24 protein-coding genes are annotated in these 25,556 nt (G+C 59.2%); 10 read left to right on the plus strand and 14 right to left on the minus strand.

Annotated features, from left to right (window positions below):
- Positions 1-164: 164 nt before the first annotated feature.
- The 4 genes from hrpA (at position 165) to AC3WMT_RS24445 (ending at position 6,510) form a co-directional block, all read left to right on the plus strand.
- Positions 165-4,076, plus strand: coding sequence for an ATP-dependent RNA helicase HrpA (hrpA, locus tag AC3WMT_RS24430; RefSeq protein ID WP_103306164.1), 3,912 nt, complete (start codon positions 165-167; stop codon positions 4,074-4,076).
- A 320-nt stretch (positions 4,077-4,396) separates the two neighbouring features.
- Complete coding sequence (locus AC3WMT_RS24435; protein ID WP_103306165.1) at positions 4,397-5,518, plus strand: beta-ketoacyl-ACP synthase III; 1,122 nt, start codon at positions 4,397-4,399, stop codon at positions 5,516-5,518.
- A 147-nt stretch (positions 5,519-5,665) separates the two neighbouring features.
- Positions 5,666-6,277: an RNA polymerase sigma factor gene (locus tag AC3WMT_RS24440; protein ID WP_103306166.1), complete on the plus strand. Its 612-nt coding sequence runs from the start codon at positions 5,666-5,668 to the stop codon at positions 6,275-6,277.
- Positions 6,271-6,510, plus strand: coding sequence for an anti-sigma factor family protein (locus tag AC3WMT_RS24445; RefSeq protein WP_103306167.1), 240 nt, complete (start codon positions 6,271-6,273; stop codon positions 6,508-6,510). Before AC3WMT_RS24440 ends, AC3WMT_RS24445 begins: the two co-directional genes overlap by 7 nt.
- A gap of 96 nt (positions 6,511-6,606) precedes the next feature.
- On the opposite strand, the gene AC3WMT_RS24450 is transcribed toward AC3WMT_RS24445, so the two are convergent.
- Positions 6,607-7,929: a putative porin gene (locus tag AC3WMT_RS24450; protein ID WP_103306168.1), complete on the minus strand. Its 1,323-nt coding sequence runs from the start codon at positions 7,927-7,929 to the stop codon at positions 6,607-6,609.
- Between the two features lie 281 nt (positions 7,930-8,210).
- Between AC3WMT_RS24450 and AC3WMT_RS24455 the strand changes: the two genes are divergently transcribed.
- On the plus strand, positions 8,211-9,335 hold the full coding sequence (locus AC3WMT_RS24455; RefSeq protein WP_103306169.1) for a GNAT family N-acetyltransferase: 1,125 nt from the start codon (positions 8,211-8,213) through the stop codon (positions 9,333-9,335).
- 111 nt (positions 9,336-9,446) lie between these two features.
- On the opposite strand, the gene aqpZ is transcribed toward AC3WMT_RS24455, so the two are convergent.
- The 5 genes from aqpZ to AC3WMT_RS24480 form a co-directional block, all read right to left on the minus strand.
- Positions 9,447-10,142 carry an aquaporin Z gene (gene aqpZ / locus AC3WMT_RS24460; protein WP_103306170.1) on the minus strand — a complete coding sequence of 232 codons (696 nt, stop codon included), beginning with the start codon at positions 10,140-10,142 and terminating at the stop codon, positions 9,447-9,449.
- 314 nt (positions 10,143-10,456) lie between these two features.
- Positions 10,457-12,289: an ABC transporter ATP-binding protein gene (locus AC3WMT_RS24465; protein WP_103306171.1), complete on the minus strand. Its 1,833-nt coding sequence runs from the start codon at positions 12,287-12,289 to the stop codon at positions 10,457-10,459.
- A gap of 88 nt (positions 12,290-12,377) precedes the next feature.
- Positions 12,378-12,941, minus strand: coding sequence for a peptidylprolyl isomerase (locus tag AC3WMT_RS24470; RefSeq protein ID WP_103306172.1), 564 nt, complete (start codon positions 12,939-12,941; stop codon positions 12,378-12,380).
- A 3-nt stretch (positions 12,942-12,944) separates the two neighbouring features.
- A complete protein-coding gene (locus AC3WMT_RS24475; RefSeq protein WP_103306173.1) occupies positions 12,945-13,748 on the minus strand; it encodes an alpha/beta fold hydrolase in 804 nt (267 codons plus the stop codon).
- A 14-nt stretch (positions 13,749-13,762) separates the two neighbouring features.
- Entirely contained in the window at positions 13,763-14,686 is a 924-nt protein-coding gene (locus AC3WMT_RS24480) for a PA3225 family LysR-type transcriptional regulator (RefSeq protein WP_103306174.1), read from the minus strand.
- Positions 14,687-14,735: 49 nt separating this feature from the next.
- Here AC3WMT_RS24480 and AC3WMT_RS24485 point away from each other — a divergent pair, with 49 nt between their 5' ends.
- The 3 genes from AC3WMT_RS24485 to AC3WMT_RS24495 all read left to right on the plus strand — a co-directional run bounded on the left by AC3WMT_RS24485 (position 14,736) and on the right by AC3WMT_RS24495 (position 17,105).
- Entirely contained in the window at positions 14,736-15,050 is a 315-nt protein-coding gene (locus tag AC3WMT_RS24485) for a 3-phosphoglycerate kinase (protein WP_103306175.1), read from the plus strand.
- A gap of 244 nt (positions 15,051-15,294) precedes the next feature.
- Complete coding sequence (locus AC3WMT_RS24490; RefSeq protein WP_103306176.1) at positions 15,295-15,894, plus strand: FMN-dependent NADH-azoreductase; 600 nt, start codon at positions 15,295-15,297, stop codon at positions 15,892-15,894.
- A gap of 344 nt (positions 15,895-16,238) precedes the next feature.
- The gene (locus AC3WMT_RS24495; protein WP_103306177.1) at positions 16,239-17,105 is read left to right on the plus strand and encodes a carboxylate/amino acid/amine transporter; all 867 of its coding nucleotides are present in this window, start codon (positions 16,239-16,241) and stop codon (positions 17,103-17,105) included.
- A gap of 110 nt (positions 17,106-17,215) precedes the next feature.
- On the opposite strand, the gene AC3WMT_RS24500 is transcribed toward AC3WMT_RS24495, so the two are convergent.
- The gene (locus AC3WMT_RS24500) at positions 17,216-18,514 is read right to left on the minus strand and encodes a mechanosensitive ion channel family protein (protein WP_103306178.1); all 1,299 of its coding nucleotides are present in this window, start codon (positions 18,512-18,514) and stop codon (positions 17,216-17,218) included.
- A 191-nt stretch (positions 18,515-18,705) separates the two neighbouring features.
- On the opposite strand from AC3WMT_RS24500, the gene AC3WMT_RS24505 reads away from it, so the two are divergent.
- On the plus strand, positions 18,706-20,046 hold the full coding sequence (locus tag AC3WMT_RS24505) for a DEAD/DEAH box helicase (RefSeq protein WP_103306179.1): 1,341 nt from the start codon (positions 18,706-18,708) through the stop codon (positions 20,044-20,046).
- A gap of 62 nt (positions 20,047-20,108) precedes the next feature.
- On the opposite strand, the gene AC3WMT_RS24510 is transcribed toward AC3WMT_RS24505, so the two are convergent.
- The 4 genes from AC3WMT_RS24510 to AC3WMT_RS24525 form a co-directional block, all read right to left on the minus strand.
- Positions 20,109-20,708, minus strand: a complete 600-nt coding sequence (locus AC3WMT_RS24510; RefSeq protein WP_103306180.1) for a hypothetical protein — start codon at positions 20,706-20,708, stop codon at positions 20,109-20,111.
- A gap of 13 nt (positions 20,709-20,721) precedes the next feature.
- On the minus strand, positions 20,722-21,303 hold the full coding sequence (locus tag AC3WMT_RS24515; protein ID WP_103306181.1) for a C39 family peptidase: 582 nt from the start codon (positions 21,301-21,303) through the stop codon (positions 20,722-20,724).
- A 257-nt stretch (positions 21,304-21,560) separates the two neighbouring features.
- Positions 21,561-21,836: a hypothetical protein gene (locus AC3WMT_RS24520; RefSeq protein ID WP_103306182.1), complete on the minus strand. Its 276-nt coding sequence runs from the start codon at positions 21,834-21,836 to the stop codon at positions 21,561-21,563.
- A gap of 84 nt (positions 21,837-21,920) precedes the next feature.
- A complete protein-coding gene (locus AC3WMT_RS24525; protein WP_103306183.1) occupies positions 21,921-22,655 on the minus strand; it encodes a DUF899 domain-containing protein in 735 nt (244 codons plus the stop codon).
- A gap of 175 nt (positions 22,656-22,830) precedes the next feature.
- Between AC3WMT_RS24525 and AC3WMT_RS24530 the strand changes: the two genes are divergently transcribed.
- Complete coding sequence (locus AC3WMT_RS24530) at positions 22,831-23,223, plus strand: transcriptional regulator (RefSeq protein WP_103306184.1); 393 nt, start codon at positions 22,831-22,833, stop codon at positions 23,221-23,223.
- Between the two features lie 123 nt (positions 23,224-23,346).
- On the opposite strand, the gene AC3WMT_RS24535 is transcribed toward AC3WMT_RS24530, so the two are convergent.
- The 3 genes from AC3WMT_RS24535 to AC3WMT_RS24545 all read right to left on the minus strand — a co-directional run bounded on the left by AC3WMT_RS24535 (position 23,347) and on the right by AC3WMT_RS24545 (position 25,407).
- Positions 23,347-24,216, minus strand: coding sequence for a DUF6279 family lipoprotein (locus AC3WMT_RS24535; RefSeq protein WP_103306185.1), 870 nt, complete (start codon positions 24,214-24,216; stop codon positions 23,347-23,349).
- Between the two features lie 78 nt (positions 24,217-24,294).
- Positions 24,295-25,011, minus strand: a complete 717-nt coding sequence (locus tag AC3WMT_RS24540; RefSeq protein WP_103306186.1) for a TorF family putative porin — start codon at positions 25,009-25,011, stop codon at positions 24,295-24,297.
- A 207-nt stretch (positions 25,012-25,218) separates the two neighbouring features.
- Positions 25,219-25,407 (minus strand): PFL_1563 family small protein, encoded by a 189-nt coding sequence (locus AC3WMT_RS24545; protein ID WP_016985943.1) that lies wholly within the window; start codon positions 25,405-25,407, stop codon positions 25,219-25,221.
- Positions 25,408-25,556 lie beyond the last annotated feature (149 nt).

Genomic DNA, 25,556 nt, shown 5'->3' on the forward strand with positions numbered 1-25,556 from the left:
CAACTCAGACGCCCCAGATCGACTTTGATATCCAGTCGGCGACTGCTGCGCAGCCGATCGGGGATAAATCCCCTCGCCACAAGAGCACCTCGCAGTCGTGTTCAGTGCCGCAAATCTGCGACAATCCGCCCCCTGCACAAATAGACGACCGAATTGCGTACCCGATGACCGACGAATCGCCCTCCATCGACAAACTGCTGAAAAACCTCGATCACGCCATGCTCGCCGACCGCCACCGGCTGCGGCGGCAGTTGCTTGAGCTGCGCAAGAAACCTGACGAAGCCAAACTGGCCCAGTGGGTGACGCGCATGCAGGCGTCATGTGATCAAGTGCTGGCGCGCCGCGCCAGCCTGCCGGTGATTCGTTACGACGACAGCCTGCCGATTGCCGCCAAGCGCGACGAAATCAAAAAAGCGCTGGAACAGCACCAAGTGCTGATCATCGCCGGCGAAACCGGTTCGGGCAAAACCACCCAGTTGCCGAAAATCTGTCTGGAAATCGGTCGCGGCCAGCATGGCCTGATCGGTCATACCCAGCCACGGCGGATCGCTGCCCGCAGTGTCGCCAGCCGCGTTGCCGAAGAACTCGCCACGCCGCTCGGGGCGCTGGTCGGCTATCAGGTGCGTTTCGAGGATCAGAGCGATTCCAACACCCTGATCAAACTGATGACCGACGGCATTTTGCTCGCGGAAACACAGAATGACCGGTATCTGGAACGCTACGACACGATCATCGTCGACGAAGCCCACGAACGCAGCCTGAACATCGACTTCCTCCTCGGTTACCTGAAAACCCTGCTGCCGCGTCGCCCGGACCTGAAAGTCATCATCACCTCGGCGACCATCGATCTGGAGCGCTTCTCCAAGCACTTCGACGATGCGCCGATTGTCGAAGTCTCCGGCCGCACCTTCCCGGTGGACACCTGGTATCGCCCGCTGACCCTGGAGCAGGACGAAGAGGGCAACCGCGTCGAAGACGATCTGACCGTGGATCAGGCGATCCTCGCCACCCTCGATGAAATCGCCGCTTACGAGCGCAGCGAACGCCGCAGCCCTGGCGATGTGCTGGTGTTCCTGCCCGGTGAGCGCGAGATCCGCGATGCAGCGGACATGCTGCGTAAAGCCCAGCTCAAACACACTGAAATTCTGCCGCTGTACGCACGCCTGTCGCCGGCCGAACAGCAGCGGATTTTCCAGTCGCACCCGGGCCGTCGTGTGGTGTTGGCGACCAACGTTGCTGAAACCTCGTTGACCGTGCCGGGCATCCGCTACGTGATCGACAGCGGCACTGCGCGCATCAGCCGTTACAGCTATCGCGCCAAAGTGCAGCGTTTGCCGATCGAAGCAATTTCCCAGGCCAGCGCCAACCAGCGTAAGGGCCGTTGCGGTCGGGTTGAGCCGGGCATCTGCATACGTTTGTACAGCGAAGAAGATTTCCTCGGCCGTCCGGAATTTACCGATCCGGAGATTCTGCGTACCAACCTTGCAGCCGTGATCTTGCAGATGCTCCATCTGCGCCTCGGCGAGATCACTGCATTCCCGTTTATCGAGCCGCCGGACGGCAAGGCGATCAGCGACGGTTTCAACCTGCTGCAAGAACTCTCGGCGGTGGATCGCAACAGTCAGCTGACGCCATTGGGCCGCCAACTGGCGCGTCTGCCGGTGGACCCGCGCATGGGCCGCATGCTGCTCGAAGCGGCGAAGCTCGGCAGCCTGCAGGAAGTGCTGATCGTCGCCAGTGCCATGTCGATTCAGGATCCGCGCGAGCGTCCGCCGGAGCGTCAGCAAGCTGCCGACCAGGCCCACGCGCAATGGAAAGACACTGATTCCGACTTCGCCGGACTGGTCAATCTGTGGCGCGGTTTTGAAGAACAGCGCCAGGCCCTGACCGCGAGCCCGCTGCGCAACTGGTGCCGGAAAAACTTCCTCAATTACCTGCGTCTGCGCGAGTGGCGCGATTCCCATCGCCAGTTGAGCCTGATCTGCCGCGACATGCAGTTGAGCCTCAACAAAGAGCCGGCCGATTACCCGAAATTGCACAAAGCGGTGCTGGTCGGTCTGCTCAGCCAGATCGGCCAGAAAACCGAGGACGGCGATTACCTGGGCGCCCGTCAGCGGCGCTTCTGGATTCACCCGTCGTCGGGCATTGGCAAGAAACGCCCGCAATGGCTGATGACCGCCGAGCTGGTGGAAACCACCAAGCTTTATGCGCGCATGGTCGCCAAGATCGACGCCGACTGGATCGAGCCGTTGGCCGGGCACCTGATCAAGAAAAACCACTTCGAACCGCACTGGGAGAAGAAGCGCGGCCAGGTCGTGGCGTTCGAGCAGATCACCTTGTTCGGGCTGATCGTGGTTGGCCGTCGACCGGTGCATTACGGCCCGGTCGATCCGGTGGTGTCGCGTGAACTGTTCATCCGTGAAGGTCTGGTGCGTGGCGAGATTCAGTCGAAAGCCAAGTGCCTGAGCGCCAACCAGCGATTGCTGGAGCAGCTCGACGAACTGGAAGCCAAGGCTCGTCGCCGCGATATTCTTGCCGACGAAGAAACCCTCTACGCGTTCTACGATGCGCGGCTGCCGGCAGAGATTCATCAGACGGCGACGTTCGACAGTTGGTATCGCATCAACAGCCAGAAAGATCCGCAGCTGTTGATCATGCGCGAAGAAGACGTGCTGGCACGCGAGGCCAGTGAAGTTACCGCGCGGGATTACCCGGACACGCTGCACATTGGCGATCTGGAACTGGCGCTGACCTATCACTTCGAACCCAACCACCCGCGTGACGGCGTAACCCTGCGCGTGCCGGCGCCGCTGCTGCCGATGCTGCCGCCGGAGCGTCTGGAATGGCTGGTGCCGGGAATGATCGAGGCCAAGTGCATCGCGCTGGTGCGCAACCTGCCGAAGGCGCTGCGCAAGAACTTCGTGCCGGTGCCGGACTTCATCAAGGCTGCGCTGCAACGCATGACCTTTGCCGACGGTTCACTGCCGCAGGCGCTCGGGCGTGAGCTGCTGCGCATGACCGGTGCGCGGGTCAGCGATGAGGCGTGGGCCGAAGCTGAGCAAGGCGTCGAAGGGCATCTGCGGATGAACCTGGAAATCGTCGATGGCCAAGGCAAATTCCTCGGCGAAGGACGTGATCTCGCTGAGCTGACCGCGCGTTTTGCCGAAGCCAGTCAGGCGGCGTTGGCAGTGCCGCAGAGTGCGAAAAGTCAGCAACCGGTGCAGGCCAAGGTCTTCGCGCCGGTGGCGGAAAAGACTCAACAGAAGATCGCCGGGCTGTCGATGACGGTCTATCCGGCGCTGGTGGAAGAGGGCGGCACGGTCAAGGAAGGGCGGTTCTCGACCCCGGCCGAAGCAGAGTTCCAGCATCGTCGTGCGTTGCAGCGTCTGTTGATGCAACAACTGGCCGAGCCGGCCAAGTTCCTGCGTGGCAAATTGCCGGGGCAGACTGAACTGGGCTTGCTCTATCGCGAGTTGGGCCGGGTCGATGCACTGGTCGAAGACATTCTGCTGGCCAGCCTCGACAGCTGCATTCTGGAGGGTGAAGACCCGTTGCCGCGAGATGGCGCCGGGTTGGCGGCACTGGCCGAACGCAAACGCGGCAGTTGGACCGAGCACGCCGAGCGTGTGGCGCGGTTGACCCTGGAGATCCTGAAGATCTGGCACGGTCTGCAAAAACGCTTCAAAGGCAAGATCGATCTGGCGCAAGCCGTGGCGTTGAACGACATCAAGCAGCAGATCAGCCATCTGGTTTATCCGGGGTTTGTCCGGGAAACGCCGATGCAGTGGCTTAAAGAGCTGCCGCGTTACCTGAAGGCAGTCGAGCAGCGTTTCGAAAAACTCGGCGCGCAAGTGCAGAAGGATCGCGTCTGGAGTGGCGAACTCGCCGGGCTCTGGGCGCAATACCAGGCTCGCGCGGCCAAGCATGCCCAGGAAGGCAAACGCGATCCGCAGCTTGAGTTGTATCGTTGGTGGCTGGAGGAATACCGGGTTTCGCTGTTCGCCCAGCAGTTGGGCACGAAAGTACCGATCTCCGACAAACGCCTGAACAAGCAGTGGACCCAGGTCGAACCGTGAAGCTGATCGTTCCCACGCTCTGCGTGGGAACGCCTCTGGGGACGCTCCGCGTCCAGTGACGCTGAGCGTCACGGGCTGCATTCCCACGCAGGAGCGTGGGAACGATCATCCGTGTTGATTTTGAGAAAGGCGCCAAAAGCCAACGTTTATGGCAAACTTCGCGACCATAAACGCCGGTTTCGCGACCCAGAGCCTTTGGCGCGGTCACGGAGCGGAATAAAGCGATGCCAGGTTTGCGTCCCCCCTGATGGGAATAGACCCTTTGTGTGTTGGTACGACGGTTCCAGCACTTTCTGCCTGAACAGATTAGAGAAACGACCATGCATAACGTCGTCATCAGCGGCACCGGCTTGTACACCCCGGCCAACAGCATCTCCAACGAAGAGCTGGTGCAGTCTTTCAATACCTACGTCGCGCAGTTCAACGCGGACAACGCCGACGCCATCGCCAGCGGCGAAATCCAGGCTCTGACCGAATCCAGCGCCGCGTTCATCGAAAAAGCCTCGGGCATCAAGAGCCGCTTTGTCATGGACAAGGACGGCATCCTTGACCCGCAGCGCATGGCCCCGCGTCTGCCGGAGCGCTCCAACGATGAATGGTCGGTACTCTGCCAAATGGCCATCGGCGCTGCCGAACAAGCCTTGCAGCGCGCCGGCAAAACCGCCGCTGACATCGACGGCGTCATCGTCGCCTGCTCCAACCTGCAGCGCGCCTACCCGGCCATCGCCATCGAAGTCCAGGAAGCGCTGGGCATTCAAGGCTTCGGTTTCGACATGAACGTCGCCTGCTCGTCGGCCACTTTCGGTATCCAGCAAGCCGCCAACACCGTGCAACTGGGCCAGGCCCGGGCAATCCTGATGGTCAACCCGGAAGTCTGCACCGGTCACCTGAACTTCCGTGACCGCGACAGCCACTTCATCTTCGGCGACGCCGCGACTGCGGTGATCATCGAGCGCGCAGACACCGCGACCTCCAAACACCAGTTCGACGTGGTCAGCACCAAACTGCTGACCAAGTTCTCCAACAACATCCGCAACAATTTCGGTTTCCTCAACCGCGCGGCGGAAGAGGGCATCGGCGCCCGCGACAAGCTGTTCGTGCAGGAAGGTCGCAAGGTGTTCAAGGATGTCTGCCCGATGGTCGCCGAACTGATCGCTGCACATCTGGAGGAGAACAAGCTCAACGTCGGCGACGTCAAGCGTTTCTGGCTGCACCAGGCCAACCTGAGCATGAACCACCTGATCGTGCGCAAACTGCTCGGCCGCGAGGCTACCGATGAAGAAGCACCGGTGATCCTCGACACCTACGCCAACACCAGCTCCGCAGGTTCTGTGATTGCTTTCCATAAGTATCAGGATGATCTGGCGAGCGGTTCGCTGGCGGTGCTGAGTTCGTTCGGTGCGGGTTACTCGATCGGCAGTGTGATTCTGCGCAAGCGTTGAAAAGCGGTTTAATTTCCGCTTAATCGCGCTGATCTTTCCTACATCCGAATCGGCTGCAACGCTGTAGTTTTCGGAAATCGCGGCAGGAGACGCTTTTGGCGAATCCTGCCGCAGTCATTTTCGACGTCGGAACAAGGAGATTGATGGATGGCGGCTGACGACACCCTACTGCTCGCACGTTTGCTGGCAGGCGAGCAAAAGGCCTTCAAGGAGCTGGTCACGACGTATCAGAGCGCGATGCGCGCTGTCGCGTATGCGATTGTTGGCCAGCGTCACGTCGAAGAAGTGGTGCAGGATGCCTGGCTGTCGGTGGTACGCCATATCGGCAGCTTCGAGGGCCGCTCCAGTCTCAAGACCTGGTTGCTGACCATCACCGCCAACTCGGCCAAGAGTCGTTACAAACTCAATCGCCGCGAAGTGCTGATGGATGACCTGCCGTCGCCCCACGGCACCATTGATGACGACCGCTTCTCGCCCGGCGACGGTCATTGGCTGGTCGCACCATTTGCCTGGCACCAGGACACCCCCGAAGCGCTGCTGACCGAAGGCGAACTGCGCGAATGCCTGGAGCACACGCTGTTGAGCCTGTCGGAACTGCAAAGCAGTGTGTTGCTGCTGCGCGAACGTCAGGGTCTGGAGCTGGAAGAGATCTGTAATCTTCTGGAGATCTCGCTCTCCAATGTCCGCGTGCTGCTGCATCGGGCACGTTTGAAGGTCTTTGCGACCGTGGAGCATTTTGAGGAGACAGGAGAATGTTGACCTGCAAGGAGCAAGTGGCGCGTTCCAGCGATTATCTCGATGGCGAACTGAGTTTTCGGGAAAACCTGATGGTGCGCCATCACCTGATGTTTTGCCCGAACTGCCGGCGTTTCATTCGTCAGATGCGTTTGATGCAAGCCACGCTGAAGGCGATGCCGGAAAAAGCGCAAGAAGGTGTGGATGCCTTGGCTGAGCGCCTGGCTGAACAGCGCCGAAAAGACAAGCCCCTGTAGGAGGGCTTTTGCATACTGCAAAAGTAGCCCGGCGTGGGTGAAGCGAACGGATGATGGGGATCGCCCCACCCGCGCCAGACTACAGGGTGACGCGTTTTAGAACTTGGCCTCCGCATCCAGCTGCAGGGTGTTGGCGTCTGCGTCACGCTGGGTACGGCTGGCGAAGTCAGCCTTGGTCAGGAAGTAGGTAGCGCCGATGGCGAAGTTCTTGTCGATGTCGTAACCGACCTTGAACTTGTGACCGCGCGAACCAGTGGTGCCGTTGGCGAAGTCGGAGTCGGTGAAGGCGCCGACCACGGCGTTGCGCTGCACGTCACGATAGTTGTAATCGAGGTTCAGGCCGAAGACTTTCGACTTGGCACCCAACAGCCACGCGGTGTCTTGATCGGTCACCGCATCGTTGTTCTTCACGTATTGGCCGTAGAACGACAATGGCATCGGCAGACCACCGATGTCGACCTGGCTGAACCCTTCATACAGACGGAATTCGTTGTTGGCCGAGTTGCCGTTGACCGCCAGGGCGCACGGCGTGGAAGTGCCGGTGCAACGGCTGTCTTCATCGTTCTGGTAGGCGTAGATGCTGCCGCCCAAAGTTACTTTCAGGTTGTCGGTGATGTTGAAGCGGCTACCCAACTGACCGGAAGTCAGACGCAGGTCGTGACGGAATTGCACGCCATCGCCATCGACGTTGTCCTTGAGGTTGTAGTTACCCAGGCTGCCGAACAGTTCGGCGCTGCTGCCCAGCGGGTATTTGTAGGTAACGGCCAGACCTTCCGGGTTGATGTCGCTGTCCCAGATCACATCGCCCATGCTGACCCACGGTTGCAGCATCTTGCCGCCGATGATGTGCAGGTTCTTGATCTGATCAGGGTGATAGTCGATGTAGCCGAGGTCGAGCCAGATCTGCTTCTTGTCGAAGTAGTTGTCCTGGTCCTGGTTGGTCGAACGGGCATCATCGCCGCCGCCGGTGGCGATACGGATACCGGTGTCGACTTGCGGGTTGATCTCGGTGTAGGCACCGAGGCGGGCACGGATACGCTGACGGTCCTTGTCGCGGCCACCGTTGTTCGGTTCGCCGTCGATCTTGATGGTTTCCTGGCGGAAACGCACGTCGCCCTTGAACTGGGTCTTGGCGGCCCAGGCCAGTTTCTGGTCGAAGGCGCTTTGTTCATTGGTCTTCTTCGCGACAGCCGCGACTTGTTCGTTGGTCTCTTGCTGCGCCTGCTGCGCGATTTGCTGAGCCTTCTGATCCTTGGCCAGTTCAGTTTGCAGTTCAATGTACTGCGCCTGGGAAATCGAACCGTTAGCCTTGAGCATGTCGAGCAGTTTGGCGTCGACTGCAGCACTGGCCGGAACACTCATGGCCAGCAACAGGCCACCGCACAGGGCCGCCGCAGTTTTCGTGGAAGCAAGACGCATAGCAATCTCCGAAGATGAGAGGGATGGCTGAACCATCCTGGGCACAACCGACGGTTGAAGGTCGGAAAACAGTGTCCGGGTAGAACCCGGCGCTCTAAAAACAGGCGCCAGTATCGCGATGGTTTATGACAGAGCAGTGGCATAGTGATGGCAGGTTGATGACGATGCGCATTTGCCGTGAACTATTGATCTAGAGCGCTGTCGGCCGATTGCGGGTGTGCAATGCAGCGCGATCGGCGATACTCGCCGGGCGCTGAAACCCAGTTGTGGAGAGCTTGTCGATGCCGTTGCAATGCCTGCAAAACCTGTCTGAAATCGCTCCGGCGATGTGGGACGCGCTGGTGCCCGACACTCAGCCATTTCTGCGTCACGCCTTTCTCAGCGCTCTGGAAGACAGCGGTAGCGTGGGCCCCCACACCGGTTGGCAGCCTGAGCATTTGCTGCACATCGAAGACGGGCGATTGATCGCGGCGTTGCCCAGTTATCGCAAATGGCATTCCTATGGCGAGTATGTGTTCGATCATGGCTGGGCCGATGCCTGCGCGCGTGCCGGAATCGATTACTACCCCAAGCTGTTGACGGCGGTGCCGTTCAGTCCGGTCAGCGGGCCGCGGCTGCTGGCCGCCAACGTCGAGGACGGTTTCGAGTTGCTCAAGAGCCTGCCGGGTTATCTGGAAATCGAAGAGCTCTCCAGCGCGCACATCAACTTCACTGATCCGTTTACCGATGCCGCAATGGCCGAGCAGCCGGGTTGGCTGCAGCGCATCGGCTGTCAGTACCACTGGCAAAATCGCGGATATCGCGACTTCCAGGATTTTCTCGACGTGCTCAGTTCGCGCAAGCGCAAGCAGATGCGCAAAGAGCGTGAGCAGGTGGCGGGGCAGGGCTTTGAATTTGAATGGCTTGAGGGGCGTGAACTGGACGAGGCGCAATGGGATTTCGTTTACGCCTGCTACGCCAACACCTACGCGGTGCGGCGACAAACGCCTTACCTGACCCGGGAGTTTTTCAGTTTGCTGGCCGAACGCATGCCCGAGGCGATCCGTGTGGTGCTGGCCAGACAGGGCTCACGGCCGGTTGCGATGGCCTTCAGTCTGGTGGGGGGCGACAGCTTCTACGGGCGTTACTGGGGTTGTCTCGCCGAGTTTGATCGACTGCACTTCGAGACCTGTTTTTATCAAGGCATGGACTACGCGATCGCCAACGGTTTTCAGCGTTTCGACGCCGGCGCTCAGGGCGAGCACAAGTTGATTCGCGGTTTTGAACCGGTGATCACCCATTCGTGGCACTACCTGCGCCATCCGGGTTTAAAAGCGGCGGTGAAGGATTTCCTGCATCAGGAGCGTGCTGGCGTGCTGGCCTATGCCGAGGAAGCAAAAACAGCCTTGCCCTACCGCCAGACATAGATCCTTGTAGGAGTGAGCCTGCTCGCGATAGCGGTCTTTCAGTTACCTCATCACTGTCAGGCAGACCGCTTTCGCGAGCAGGCTCACTCCTACAAAGGGATTTCCGTGTCTTCAGGACTCCTCTTTACCCAGCCAGCGATAGATCCCGCCACCGACTACCGCGCCAATCAGCGGCGCGACCCAGAACATCCACAACTGCGCGATCGCCCAGCCGCCGACAATCAGCGCCGGGCCAGTGCTGCGCGCCGGGTTGACCGAGGTGTTGGTCACGGGAATCGAGATCAGGTGAATGAGCGTCAGGGCCAGACCGATGGCAATCGGGGCCAGCCCCGCTGGAGCGCGTCTATCGGTGGCGCCGAGAATGATGATCACGAACATCGCGGTCATCACCAGTTCCGTGACGAAACCTGCGGCCATCGAATACTTGCCGGGCGAGTGTTCGCCATATCCGTTGGAGGCCAGACCGGCGGCGATGTCGAAGCCTTCCTTGCCGCTGGCGATGTGCGCGATCAGCGCTGCCGCGAGGATCGCCCCGAGTACCTGGGCAATGATGTAAGCAGGCAGTTCTTTGGCCGGAAACCGACCGCCGACCACCAGCCCGACCGAGACCGCCGGGTTGAGGTGGCATCCGCTGATGTGGCCAATGGCGAACGCCATGGTCAGTACCGTCAGACCAAACGCCAGGGCAACCCCCAGCACCCCGATTCCCAAAGGTGATGAAGCGGCGATCACGGCGCTGCCGCAACCTCCCAATACCAACCAGAATGTACCCAGCAACTCAGTGACTGAACGTTTGAACAGAGACATGAGAGAGTCCTTGATAGATGTGCTATCGAGACCGCATCGAGTTGTGCATCCCTGCAGACTTACGACAGGTTCCGTGCTGGAGCCTTGGCTGAGTACAGCAGGGTTTTTATGGATTTCCAGCGGCCACAAAAAAACCGCCAGCGCCCGTGGTTGGCGGGCTGTGGCGGTTTTATCCAGTCGGGATTCGGCGAATCCCCTATGATGATCGTTCCCACGCTCTGCGTGGTAACGCCTCAAGGGACGCTCTGCGTCCAGTGACGCGGAGCGTCACGGGCTGCATTCCCACGCGGAGCGTGGGAACGATCATGAGAAGATCAATCGATCCCGACAAACCCCCCGGTCTGGTGCGCCCACAACCGCGCATACAGCCCACGGTGGGCCAGCAGTTCGGCGTGGGTGCCGCTCTCGGCGATCTTGCCGTTTTCCAGCACCACCAGCCGATCCATGCGCGCGATGGTCGAGAGGCGGTGGGCAATCGCGATCACGGTTTTGCCCTGCATCAGGGTTTCCAGGCTTTCCTGAATCGCCGCTTCGACCTCCGAGTCCAGTGCCGAGGTCGCTTCGTCCATGATCAGGATCGGCGCGTCCTTGAGCAGCACGCGGGCAATTGCGATGCGCTGACGCTGGCCGCCGGACAACTTCACTCCGCGTTCGCCAACGTGCGCATCGAAACCGGTACGGCCTTCGGCGTCCGACAGCAACGGAATGAACTCATCGGCACGGGCCTTGTGCACTGCGTCCCAAAGCTCTGCATCCGTTGCGTCGGGTTTGCCGTAGAGCAAATTGTCGCGGATCGAACGGTGCAACAGCGAAGTGTCCTGAGTGATCATGCCGATGCGCGCGCGCAGGCTCTCCTGGCCGACTTCGGCGATATTCTGCCCATCGATCACAATGCGCCCGCCTTCGACGTCGTACAGGCGCAACAGCAGGTTGACCAAGGTCGATTTGCCGGCGCCGGACGGCCCGATCAGGCCGATTTTTTCGCCCGGTTTGATGGTCAGGTTGAGGTCGCCGATGATGCCTTTCTTCTTGCCGTAGTGAAAATCCACGTGCTCGAAACGCACTTCGCCACGGGCCACATCCAGCGGTTTGGCCTGTTCGTGATCAGTGACGCTGACCGGTTGCGAGATGGTCCGCAGACCGTCCTGCACCATACCGATGTTCTCGAAAATGCCGGTGACCACCCACATGATCCAGCCGGACATGTTGACGATACGGATCACCAGGCCGGTGGCCAGGGCAATCGCGCCAACGCTGATCAGCGATTGCGTCCACAACCACAGCGCCAGCGCAGTGGTGCCGACGATCAACAAGCCGTTCATGGCGGTGATCGCCACGTCCATGCTGGTGACCACGCGGCCGGCCATTTGCGCCTTGACCGTTTGTTCTTCGATGGCTTCTTTGGCGTAGTGCTGTTCGAAATTGGTGTGGGCGAACAGCTTCAGCGTGGCGATGTTGGTGTAGCCATCGACGATCCGGCCCATCAGTTTCGAGCGCGCGTCAGAGGCTTCCACCGAGCGATCCTTCACCCGTGGCACGAAGTAATACAACGCGCCGATGTACGCGGCGATCCACGTCAGCAACGGGATCATCAGGCGCCAGTCGGCCTCGGCGAACAGCACCAGCGAACTGATCGCATAGATCACCACATGCCACAGCGCATCCACCGCTTGCACCGCCGAGTCACGCAGCGAGTTGCCGGTCTGCATGATGCGTTGGGCGATGCGTCCGGCGAAGTCGTTCTGGAAGAAATTCAGGCTCTGCTTGAGCACGTAACTGTGGTTCTGCCAGCGGATCATGCTGGTCATACCCGGGCTCAGGGTCTGATGTACCAACAGGTCGTGCAGGCCAAAGAAGATTGGTCGCAGCACCAGCGCAACCACCAGCATCCACGTCAGTTCGAGGGCGTGGTCGCTGAAGAAATTCGGGTTCGGTGTGCCTTGGGCCAGGTCGATGATGCGGCTCAGGTAACTGAACAGCGCCACTTCGATCAGCGCGGCGAACAGGCCGACGACGAGCAGGGCGGCAAAACTTGGCCAGACCTGCTTCAGGTAATAGGTGTAGAAGGGGAGAACGCGGTCCGGCGGAGACGCCGTAGGGGCTTCACGAAAAATGTCGATCAGTTGTTCGAAACGGCGATAGAGCATCAGATAACCGCCCGGAGCACGGGCTCTCCTTTTATCGGTGTGAGCGGCGCGGGATCAGGCCAGCGCCGCTCGATACGCCCTGTACAGCTTAGTCGATGACTTTGGCCGACTTGATGATCACAGGGTCGACTGGCACGTTTTGCATGCCGCTTTTGGTGGTGGTCTGCGAGTTGACGATGATGTCGACCACGTCCATGCCCTTGACCACTTTGGCGAACACCGCGTAACCGGCATCACGACCCGGATCGAGGAAAGCATTGTCAGCCACGTTGATGAAGAACTGGCTGGTGGCCGAGTCAGGGTTGGAGGTGCGCGCCATCGACAAGGTGCCGCGAACGTTATGCAGGCCGTTGCTGGCTTCGTTCTTGATCGGTGCCTTGGTGTCTTTCTGCTGCATCTGCGGGGTGAAACCGCCACCCTGAGCCATGAAACCCGGGATCACACGGTGGAAAATCGTGTTGGTGTAAAAGCCGCTGTTGACGTAATCGAGAAAGTTTTTGGTACTGATCGGCGCCTTGACCGGGTCCAGCTCGATTTCGATCTGGCCGTTGGTGGTGTCCAGCAGCACGTGTGGTGCCTTGGCTGGCGTGGCCGCCATCAGGTTGGCAGCGAACAGCACGGTACCGGCGGCGAGGGCGAGTTTTTTCAGCATGGGTCAGTGATCCTGAGATTGAATATCGGCTGCGGCGAGAAACTCCAGCAGCGTTTGATTGAAACGTTCGGGTTGATCGAGCGGGGTGGCGTGGCGTGAATCGGCGATCACCACCAGTCGCGCATCGGGCAGCAGTTTTACATAGGTTTCTTTCAGTGCCACCGGTGTGTAGTCACGGTCGGCGCTGACGATGAGGGTTGGACAGGTCACTCGGGAAAGTCGTTCCTGAACCCCCCAGCCCACAATCGCATCGAAGCTGGCGAGATAAGCACGTTTGTCGTTTTTTGCCCAGCGTTCGGCCATTTTCTGCCGCAGATCGGCCTGTTCGGGTTTCGGGAAAAGTTTGCCGCCGAGTGCTTTGCCGATGGTCGCCAGGCTCAGCACGCGCATCAGGCTCCAGCGCTTGAACCACTGCCAGTAGTCGTCGCGGCTGCGCAGTTTCACCTCAGGCGCACTGTTGACGATGGTCAGGCTTTTGAGCAGTTGCGGCTGATCGACGCCGAACTGGAAGCCGATCATGCCGCCCATCGACAGCCCGACGTAGTGCACCGGGCCGAGGTTCAAGTGCTCGATCAGCGCCAGCATGTCGGCGCTGAAACCAGCGATGCTGTAGCGCTCGCGGGGCTTGTCGGAGCGGCCGTGGCCGCGCACGTCAGGGACGATCACCCGGTAGTGGGCGGCCAGCGCCGGGATCTGCATTTCCCAGTCCAGCGTGCTTGAACCGAGCCCGTGAACCAGTAGCAACGGTGTGCCGTGGCCATATTCCTCGTAGTGCAGGTTGCAACCTTCATGCTCGAAATACGCCATCGGTGAACTCCGTGTCAGGCTTGTTCGGGGGCGGCGAACGGTGCGTCCAGCGGCAAGGTGTCGAAGGTACGCAGCAATTCAATGAGGATTTGCGTGGCCGGGCCCAGCGGTTTGTCCTTGTTCGAATACAGATAGAAACTCGGGTTGCGGCTGCCGCCCTGATCCAACGGTAGCAGCTTGAGCGAGCCTTCTTTCAATTCGCGTTCGATCATGTGTCGTGGCAGCCAGGCGAAACCCAGGCCACTGCTGACAAACGTCGCGGCGGTGGCGAGGCTGCCGACGGTCCAGCGCTGCTCGGCGCCGAGCCAGCCGACGTCCCGTGGTTGTTGGCGGCCGGAGTCGCGGATCACCACCTGCATCTGGGTTTCCAGGTCCTGGAAGCTCAGCTCGCGATTGAGCCGATGCAGGGCATGGTCGGGATGGGCCACGGCGATAAACTCGACGTCGCTCAATTCCGCGCCAAGGTAGCCGGGGATGCCCATGCCGGTGATGGCCAGGTCGGCCACGCCTTCGAGCAGCACTTCCTCAACGCCGGACAATACTTCCTCGCGCAGACGCACGCGGCAGCCACGGCTCTGCGGCATGAACGCGGTCAACGCGCGGACGATGCGTGCGCTCGGGTAAGCCGCGTCGACCACCAGCCGCACTTCGGCCTCCCAGCCTTGTTCCATATGGTGGGCGAGGTCTTCCAGTTGGCTGGCCTGTTTCACCAGTTGTCGCGAGCGGCGCAGCAACACGCCGCCGGCTTCGGTGAGCACCGCTTTACGCCCGTCGATGCGCAGCAACGGCACGCCAAGCTGATCCTGCATGCGGGCGACGGTGTAGCTCACCGACGATTGCGAACGGTGCAGGGCCTCGGCGGCCTGCGCAAAGCCGCCGTGGTCGACCACGGCCTGCAATGTTCGCCATTGATCAAGGGTCACGCGGGGCGCTTTCATCAATAGCTCCTCTTGTCCTAAGCTGGCGGTCCCTCATGGAGACTGCCGAATGAAAAAATTCTGTTGTGTGTTGCTGGCGCTGCTGCCGCTGACGGCGTTTGCGTATCCGATCGATGTGCAGAAAAACCTCAACGGCATGAAGATCGATTACGAGTCCTTCGATACGGACAACGACATCGGCTCCATACGAGTGAGCAACTACGGTGATGTCGATGCGACCTGCAAAGCGGTGTTCAACAATGGCCCGGAGGCGCCGCGCACCCGCACCATCGATGTGCCTGCCGGCAAACATAAAAACGCCACGGCCAAGTTCACCCGAGAGATCATCAAGCTGCGCATCAACCTGACCTGCACCCCGAAATAACAGTCGATCTCTTGTAGGAGTGAGCCTGCTCGCGATAGCGGTGTGTCAGCTACATCGATATTGACTGAGACACCGCTATCGTCGGAACGCCGCCCGGAGCCGGCTCACTCCTACAGGGTATGTGTCAGCTTATAAACGAAATTATCGATGCTTTATAGCAATTATTTGCGCTTTTTCATCGATTCGACTCTGTTTAACCTTCACTCCATCGACCTACAACATTCTCGGATGGAGGCTACACAACATGTCCCGCGTTCTGATCATCGAAAGCAGCGCCCGCCAGCAAGACTCGGTATCCCGTCAACTGACCCAGACCTTCATCAGTCAGTGGAAAGCCGCGCACCCTGCCGATCAGATCACTGTTCGTGACCTCGCCGTGAACCCGGTGCCACATCTGGACATCAATCTGCTGGGCGGCTGGATGAAACCCGCCGAACAGCGCAACGCCAACGAGCAATCCTCGCTCGACCGCTCCAACGAATTGACTGATGAATTGCTCGCCGCCGACGTACTGGTCATGGCCGCGCCGATGTACAACTTCGCGATCCCGAGCACCCTGAAGGCCTGGCTCGACCATGTGCTGCGTGCCGGCGTGACCTTCAAGTACACCGAAACCGGTCCGCAAGGCTTGCTCAGCGGCAAACGTGCCTATGTGCTCACCGCACGGGGCGGCATCTACGCCGGTGGCCCGGCTGATCACCAGGAACCGTACCTGCGTCAGGTCATGGGTTTCATCGGCATCCACGACGTGACCTTCATTCACGCCGAAGGCATGAACCTTGGCGGCGACTTCCAGGAGAAAGGCTTGAATCAGGCCAACGCCAAGCTGTCCCAGGTCGCTTGATATGTTAATCGCCAGATAATCGCCGATTGTTTTAGTGACCTGGCGCAACCCCTTCAAGGCTCTACGCGCATCGAACCTCCCTTTGCACTTGTTGCTCCTGAGTGCTGTAGCCCGATTGAACGCCTTAGCGAGATCGGGCTTTTTTTTGCCCACGATTCAGTAAACGACGTAGAACCCCTGTAGGAGTGAGCCTGCTCGCGATGGCGGTCATTCAGACACATCAAATTGCCTGACACACCCTCATCGCGGGCAAGCTCGCTCCCACAGGGGATTTGTGTTGTTCGAGGGTTCGCAGTCTGGCGCAAAAACCGCTATCGTCGCCGCCATTCGAAACAGAGGCGACCATGGGCTATCTACTTTTTGTCACGCTGATCCAGGCGTTTTCCTTCAGCCTGATCGGCGAATACCTGGCCGGGCATGTCGACAGTTACTTCGCGGTGCTGGTGCGTGTGGTGCTGGCCGGGCTGGTGTTCATCCCGCTGACGCGCTGGCGCTCGGTGGAACCGGCGTTCATGCGCGGCATGCTGCTGATCGGCGCGTTGCAGTTCGGCGTGACCTACGTCTGCCTGTATCTGAGCTTCCGCGTGCTGACGGTGCCTGAGGTTTTGCTGTTCACCATCCTCACGCCGCTGCATGTGACGCTGATAGAAGACGCGCTGAACCGCCGCTTCAATCCGTGGGCGCTGATTGCGGCGCTGGTGGCGGTGGGCGGCGCGGCGGTAATTCGCTTCGATAGCATCAATCCGGACTTCTTTATGGGTTTCCTGCTGCTACAACTGGCCAACTTCACCTACGCCGCCGGGCAGGTGCTGTACAAACATCTGGTGGCGAAACACCCGAGCGACCTGCCGCATTACCGGCGCTTCGGCTTCTTCTACCTCGGTGCATTGGCGGTGGTCTTGCCGGCATTCCTGATGTTCGGCAAGGCCAACTTCCTGCCGGAAGCGCCGTTGCAATGGGGCGTGCTGCTGTTTCTCGGCCTGGTCTCGACCGCGCTGGGCCTGTACTGGTGGAACAAAGGCGCGTGCATGGTCAACGGCGGTACGCTGGCGGTGATGAACAACCTGCATGTGCCGGTGGGCTTGCTGTTGAACCTGCTGCTCTGGAATCAGCATGAGGAACTGGGCAGGCTGTTCCTCGGCGGGAGTGTGATTCTGGCGGCGGTGTGGATCAGCCGCTTGGGCATCCGCAAACCTGCGGCCACCTCATAATCCCCTGTAGGAGTGAGCCTGCTCGCGATCGCGGTGTCTCAGTCAATATTGATTTGTCTGACACACCGCCATCGCGAGCAGGCTCACTCCTACAGTTTTGATCGGTGAAGTTACATCAGATGTTTTTCAGGCTCGGGAATGTGGCTTGCGCCCAACACCGCCGGCAGCAACCCGGTACGCAAATCCCCGCCACTCGGCTGCTGATACAGGCTCAACCCAAACTCCGGCAGCACCGCCAGCAGATAATCAAAAATATCCCCCTGAATCCGCTCGTAGTCGGCCCACACCGTGGTCGTCGTGAAGCAGTAGATTTCCAGCGGAATGCCCTGCGCCGTGGTCTGCATCTGCCGGACCATGCAGGTCATGTTCGGCTGAACCTCGACATGACTCTTCAGATACGCCAGCGCATAAGCGCGAAAGGTGCCGATGTTGGTCATGCGCCGACGGTTGGCCGACATTGCCGCGACATTGCCCTGCGCCTCGTTCCACGCCTTGAGTTCGGCTTTCTTGCGGCTCATGTAGCCGGTCAGCAGGTGCACCTGGCTCAACTTCTCTTCTTCATCGTCACGGATGAAACGCACACCGCTGGCGTCGATGAACAGGCTGCGCTTGATCCGTCGCCCGCCGGACTGTTGCATGCCGCGCCAGTTTCTGAACGACTCGGACATCAGCCGCCAGGTCGGGATCGAGACGATGGTCTTGTCGAAGTTCTGCACCTTGACCGTGTGCAACGTGATGTCGACCACGTCACCATCGGCGCCGACTTGCGGCATCTCGATCCAGTCGCCGACCCGCAGCATGTCGTTGCTGGTCAGTTGCACGCTGGCAACGAACGACAGCAGAGTGTCCTTGTAGACCAACAGAATCACCGCCGACATCGCGCCAAGACCGGACAGCAGCAACAGCGGCGAGCGGTCGATCAACGTGGCGACGATGATGATCGCGCCAAACACGTACAAGACCATTTTTGCCAGTTGCACGTAGCCTTTGATCGAGCGGGTACGGGCGTGTTCGGTGCGCGCGTAGATGTCGAGCAAGGCATTGAGCAGGGCGCTGATCGACAGCAGCAGGAACAGAATGGTGAACGACAGCGCGACGTTGCCAAGGAACGTCATCGCGGTTTTGCTCAGTTCGGGCACCAGGTGCAGGCCGAACTGGATCACCAGCGACGGCGTCATCTGCGCCAGGCGCTGAAACACCTTGTTGTGGCGAAAGTCGTTGATCCAGTGCAGGGACGGCTGGCGACCGAGCATGCGACTGGTGTGCAGGATCAGATAACGCGCCACTCGTCCGAGTACCAGCGCGATCACCAGCAGCAAGGTCAAGGCGAGGCCGGCCTGCAGGAACGGATGCTGTTCGAGGGTGCCCCAGAGGTCCTGGGCTTTGAGCCAGAGCTGTTTGAAATCCATGAGAGAAACGATTCTTCTGTAAGACGCGATGGGCAATTAGAGCATTTAAGACGCTGTGTATTACCGTTAGAGACAAATCGAGCAACAAAAAAGCCACTGATTACGTCCGTTTGTATAAAGAAACTCGGCCTGAGCGCTCGAAACCGGTAACCTATGCAGCTGTTTTTTTGCATATCTTCGAGGTAGCACCCGTGTTTTCCCAATTCGCCCTGCACGAACGCCTGCTTAAAGCTGTGGCCGAGCTGAAATTTGTCGAGCCAACGCCTGTGCAAGCCGCGGCCATCCCGCTGGCGCTCCAAGGGCGTGATTTGCGGGTGACTGCGCAAACCGGTAGCGGCAAAACCGCCGCTTTCGTCCTGCCGATCCTCAATCGCCTGATCGGCCCGGCCAAGGTTCGCGTCAGCATCAAGACCCTGATCCTGCTGCCGACCCGCGAACTGGCCCAGCAGACTTTGAAGGAAGTTGAACGCTTTTCGCAGTTCACCTTCATCAAGTCCGGCCTGATCACCGGCGGTGAAGACTTCAAGGTGCAGGCGGCGATGCTGCGCAAAGTGCCGGACATCCTCATCGGCACCCCGGGCCGGATGATCGAGCAACTCAACGCCGGCAACCTCGACCTCAAAGAAGTCGAAGTACTGGTGCTCGACGAAGCCGACCGCATGCTCGACATGGGTTTCGCCGAAGACGTCCAGCGTCTGGTCGACGAATGCCCGAACCGTCAGCAGACCATGCTGTTCTCCGCCACCACCGGCGGTTCCGGCCTGCGCGAGATGATCGCCAAGGTGCTGAACAACCCTGAGCACTTGCAGCTCAACGCGGTCAGCCAGCTGAACTCGACGACCCGTCAGCAGATCATCACCGCCGACCACAACCAGCACAAAGAACAGATCGTGAACTGGCTGCTGGCCAACGAGACCTATCAGAAGGCCATCGTCTTCACCAATACCCGCGCCATGGCCGACCGCATCTACGGGCGTCTGGTGGCTCAGGAATACAAGGCGTTCGTGCTGCACGGCGAGAAAGACCAGAAGGATCGCAAACTGGCGATCGACCGTCTGAAACAGGGCGGCGTGAAGATTCTGGTGGCCACCGACGTCGCGGCCCGTGGTCTGGACGTTGATGGCCTGGATCTGGTGATCAACTTCGACATGCCACGCAGCGGCGACGAATACGTACACCGTATCGGTCGTACCGGCCGCGCCGGTAACGACGGTCTGGCGATCTCGTTGATCTGCCACGGCGACTGGAACCTGATGTCGAGCATCGAGCGTTATCTGAAGCAGAGCTTCGAGCGCCGCACCATCAAGGAAGTCAAAGGCACCTACGGCGGACCGAAAAAGGTCAAGGCCTCGGGCAAAGCTGTCGGCGTGAAGAAGAAAAAGACCGACGCCAAGGGCGACAAGAAGAAAACCGCCGCCAAGACGCCGACCAAGCGCAAGAGCGTCAACCGCCCGAAACCGGACTCTCTGGTGAGCAGCGACGGCATGGCCCCGCTCAAGCGCCGCAAGCCGGCAGAGCCTGCGGCTGAGTAAGTCGATTCAGGCACACAGAAAAAACCCGGACAATGTCCGGGTTTTTTTTCGTCCAGCGTTTGTCAGTTGCCCAGCAGGCCGCTGGTGTCGGCATCAAAGCGCTGTTTCGCCTGAGCAGCCGCCGGTTTCAATGCAGCGAGCAGGGCAGCCTCGCTGTACAACCGAGTGACGGCCAGGTCCCTGGGCGTCGGCTCGATCGGGATCAGCAGCTCTTCACCGTCAGCATGCAGCCAGATCGCCACAACGTTGAGCGCAGATACAAACAACAGCCGCAGCTCCACGGTTTTGCCCTGCAACTGCGGCGATTGCTCTGCCAGTTTCAGCGCACCCACCGTGGCGGCGGCGAGGTCGCCGTGGTTCAACGAGGCGAACTCGACATGCCCGCGCACTTCAGCCAATTGTGCATCGGCAATCGTTACGCCATCGGCAAACACCAGGTAATGCCAATCGCCGATCCGCGCGTTCTGCAGACCTTTGCCGTTGCTCAGGTCGTCCAGGCTGAGCGAGTAGCCACGGTAAGCCTCGCTGAGACTGATCTTCGCCGCAGCGGCGTTGGCGAATTGGCGGTTGACGCCAAAGCCACGGGTTTGCAGAGCGGCTTGCAGAGCCGGACGCAAGGTCTGTACGCCGTTGGAAGGCGCCTTTGGATAAGTCAGTTGCATGATGTCGCCCTCCTCAGTTTTTCACGGTGAAGTAAGTGTTGGTCCAGTTGCCGCCGCCGTTGTAGGAACGGGGGAAGGCATTCAGGGCGCGGGTCGAGTAACCGTAGATCGAGTCTGCGACCAGCACGTAATCGCCGTTGGTGCCGTAGATCGTCAGGAAATGCGCACCGCCGCCGTACCAGGCGCAACGCAGGCCGACCGGTCGGCCCATGCTGATCTGGTTCTGGATGGCTGACATCTGCAGCGAGCCCTGATTCATGCCGTTGTAACTGCGGGTGATCCGCAGCGCGGTGTCCAGATAGCCATAGACGTTGCACGGCCCGGGTTGATTGCAGCAGTTGCGGTCCAGTGCCGAGCTGGCTACCCCGCACTGGGTCCAGTTTCCAGTGCCGTAATAGTTGCCGACCGAGGCGGAGACGGCGGCCCAGCACCAGTTGGTCTGGGTCTGCTTTTGCATGTTGAAGTTGAGACTGGCGGCCAGCGCGTTGACCTGTACAGCGGCTTCGACTTCGACCAGTTGCGGGTCGAGCAGATGGCCGATCAGGCACCTTGGCAAAGTTTCGCCGGTAAATCGGGTTGCTTCTGTGGTTAACATTTTCAATCCTCCATGAGTGAAAACAAGCGTCCAGCTTGTATGGGTGTTGCGGTATTACAGAGCGATCGGTATTCAACGGTTGCCATCTCCGATGGCCGGTGCCGATCTCCTTGCTCGAAGTAACCGTAGTCATGAATATGCATTTGTGCAAATAAATAAATGCATTAATGCATTTTCAAGGGTCGAAAGATTGCAGCCTTTGGCAGCTTCTACAGAGGTCGGTGTAGGCGCTGCCGAAGGCTGCGATCTTTAGCTTTTTAGCTTTCGGTTTTCTTCTCTGCTGTATCCAGCTCTTTCAAGCGCTGATCAATCAACTGACACTTGTCCGGCAGATCCGCACTCGCCGTGCCCAGATCCATATTCTGCAACTCAGCGTTGATTTCCTTGGCCTTGGCTGGATTCTGCTCGGTGAGCTTGGCGACTTCCTTGGCCAGTTGTTCACGTTTGGCGGTGGCTTCTTCCGGCGTGCAGGCCCAGACGGGCAGGGCGCAGGCAAGAGTGGCGGCGAGGGTGAGCTTGATCAGGGTTTTCATCGTGGCAGGCCTCAGTTCCGGTTAAGGCGGGTTAACCGGTTGAGGCCTGGGTGGCGGGAAAAGTTCAGAATCTGTACTTGCCTTTCAGTCTCCATGGCAGCAACTGGACTTTGCTTTTGCCTCATACCGATCATGATGACGAACCCACTCCATGATCTCGTCCTCATTGCGGCCCTTGGGTGTGAGATCGAGGTAGTTATAGGCGCCAACCAACATGTCCAGGCCACGGGCGTAGGTTGAATAGGTATGGAATATCTCGCCTTTATCGTTGCGATAAAAAACGCTCAGCCCCGGCATCTCTTCCTCGGCACTGTCGGTCTTTTCATAGTTGTACGTAGCCTTTCCTGCAGCCACATCCCCAGCCCGGGCACAAACACCGAAGTCATAGTTGAAGTCGCAGCCTTCTGAAGACACCCAGTCAAACTTCCAGCCCATCCGCCGTTTGAAATCCTGAAATTCGCTGAACGGCGCGTGGGAAACAGCAACGACAGCGATGTCATGATGGGCCAGGTGCTGGTTGGCGCCATCAATGTGGTCGCTGAGGAATGAGCAGCCCTGGCAGCCTTCTTCCCAATCCTTGGCAAACATGAAGTGGTAAACCACCAACTGGCTGTGTTTACCGAACAGGTCCGCCAGTTTCAGTTCGCCGTTCGGGCCCTGAAAGTGGTAGTCCTTTTCCATCTTCACCCACGGCAAGGCGCGGCGTTCCGCGCTGAGGCGGTCGCGCTCCTTGGTGAAGGCTTTTTCGTGATCGAGGTGTTGCCTACGGGCGGCGAGCCATTCTTCGCGCGACACCACCGGATGATTCTCAACGTTCATGATGATTTCTCCTGCGGGGTTGAAACCGTCTGTTTCAGACTAGTCGTTTAACCCTCGGGGAATTCGACAGACCGCCGGTCGGTCATCTCGCAAAACGCGGCTGAACGGCTGCGACAGGCTCGGGTCACAACCTATGACAGCGCCACAAACCATGCGCACCGGAGGTTGAATCAGGATGACGACTTATAAGTGGGATTTGATTGAGCGTTTGCTGCACGAAGTGCAGAACAGCGCTGGCGAAAGTTTCGCGCCTCGAAAATACGCCGAGGACTATGCGGCGGAGAAAGCCAATTCTGGTGAACAGATCGAGAATCTGGATCATCTGAAAACGCTGGCCTGTGACTATGAAAGTCTGCTGCTCGACCGCGGGTATATCGCGCCGCGCCCGGACCATGAGGGCAGCACCGGAAACAATTTCATTCTGACCCCGCGTGGATCCAGCCTGCTGAGCCTGATCGACAGCAGCATCCCCGGCAATGATCATCCGCGCCAAGTGCTGGATGATCAGGAGGATGCGCTGGATGAGGCGACATTTGACGAAGTGGCGTCCAAAGCCCAGATCGCCTGAGTTTACGCAGATCGCCCTGTAGGAGTGAGCCTGCTCGCGATCGAGGTGTGACAGCCACATAAACAGCGCCTGTCACACCGCGATCGCGAGCAGGCTCACTCCTACAATTGAAATACGTAATGCTCAGGGTTTTTGCTTGGCCTTCAGACACTTCAAGTCATTGAAATCCTTCCGTACACCCTCGATCTTCTTCAACAACCGCTGACGCTGCTGCGGCGTACTTACCGCCATCAAGTCCACCGCCAGTGCGCGTCCCTGCGCCTCGGTATCGGCAAAGGCTTTGCGATAATCCGCTGTCCATAAACTCTCGCGATTGACCAGAAGTGTTTCGATTCGTTGTGGGAACTCCGGGCTGTTACGCTGCGCGACGGCGGCGCTGAACTGCTTCTGCCAATGCGCACGATTGGCGATCCACTGGGTGTTCTGATCGCCCAGCGCCGTTGACCAGGCCATCACCCGTTGTTCCTGAGGCGCGCTCAAAGGGCCGAGCCAGTCGTTCAGGCGTTTATCCATGCGTGCAGCGCGTTCGGCGATCTGTTGGCTGAGCGGTGGCTTGAGGTATTCCTGCTGACGTTTGCGCAGATCCTTGGCAAACGCGTCGTTCATTTCCGCGACCTGCTTGTCATCCAGCCCCTGCAACAACTCGATTGCAGACGGAGTGATTTCTCGTGCGGTTTCAGCGATGGCCTGTTTGGCTTCCACGGTGCGCGACTGAAGTGCTGCGTCGGTGACCTGATTGGTTTCGACCATGGTCTGCAAGCGATCCAGCCAATCCAGATAGCCTGGCAATTGCGTGGTGCAGTGCCAACTCAGGTGTTCCTTGAGTCGCTCGTTGAACCAGTCTTTCTGCTCGCCGTTCATGTCCACATAGTCGCTGAGCGTCCACGGGATGATCACGTCGAGGTTGCGATAGGCCAGGCCGACGCGACTGCAGGCGCCGAGAGCGAGGGTGAATATCAACAGGGCGGCAATGTTTTTGAACCAGCGAGACATGGGCCAATCCTTGCGTGAGCCTGGCTTCGAAAGTCTGATTCCTATGTGAACGCAGAAGGTGTGCAGCAGTTCAGCCGATCAATAGAACGCGCGTTCGGCCTTGAGCGTGACGAGGCCGTCGCACTCGCTGTTATGACCGGAGTAGGCCGAGCAATCGCTGCCGCTGAGGCTGGAATTGCTGTAGATCAGGTCCAGATTGACGCCCATGATCGGACGCGAGAATTTCACCGACCAATCGGTGAAACTGCTGACGTAGCCACCGTCCACAGCGACCGGTGTGTTCAGTTGGTGGGTGGTGTATTTCATGCTGACGCCAATGCCAAACGGCTGATTGCCGCCAAGGTCGGCGAACAGGGTGTTGTTCTGTTTGTCCGGATCGTTGCTCAAGGCGATGCCGAATCGGCTGCCGAGCAGGGTCAGGCCGCCGAACAGTTCCTGGCTGTCGAGGGTATCCACCTTGGGATAGCTGTAGTGAATCATCCCGACTTCATAGCCAAGGGTGTTATCGAAGGGTTGTTTGAAGCCGACGTAGGAATCGATCTCGAGGTTTTTGCCCGGAGTGATGCCCATGCTCGGTGCGTATTGGCCAACATAGAGCCCACTGTTATGGCTCAGATCGAGGCCGCCGTGGAATGAACCGACCGCCGCGGGTTTGACCAGGCCTTGGGCCATGCTGCGGCTCGGAGTGGTGCCGAGTTTGAGGTCGAAATCGCCGAGCTCGCGCTGGAAAATCTGCGCGTGCGCAGTCGTGCATGCCAGCAGGCCTACAAGCAATAAACAGGATGTTTTGCGCATGCGTCACTCCATGAACAGCGAGCGCTGGCCGGCGGGCCTGCTGAAACGCTTGATCTAGACGCGTGCAAGGATACCGGCGAATGATCGGCATTGAAGGCCGTTCGTCGATTTATACAAGTTTGATTAAACAGAGGTGGGGTGTGGCGAGGGTGCCAGTCCAGACGCTTCGAAGCTCAAAGCGCCTCAGGACGGGTGTATTACCGGGTGTTACTTCTTGCCCAGGCTGATCTGCTTGGACGGGCCGAACGTCTGGCCGCTGACGCCTTTGGCAATTTGCTGAATCTCGCCGCCGGACTTGAGGAACGCTGCGATCTGATCGTTGATCGATTCGCTGGTTTCAACGGCTGGAGCTGGCTTTGCTTTGCTGGTGGATGCTTTTACACGCATGGCGGCCATTAACCTGTAGAAAAGTAACTCGGCCAGGCATCGTACAGGAATAACTTGACAATAGCTTGGTAAATATCCTTCGGAATAACCCAGTGCGTTGCTGCATTATTCTCGATTCAATACTCGAAATATCCGGCTAACCTGCTGTTTTAAATAAG

It is taken from the genome of Pseudomonas sp. FW305-7 (assembly GCF_058786735.1).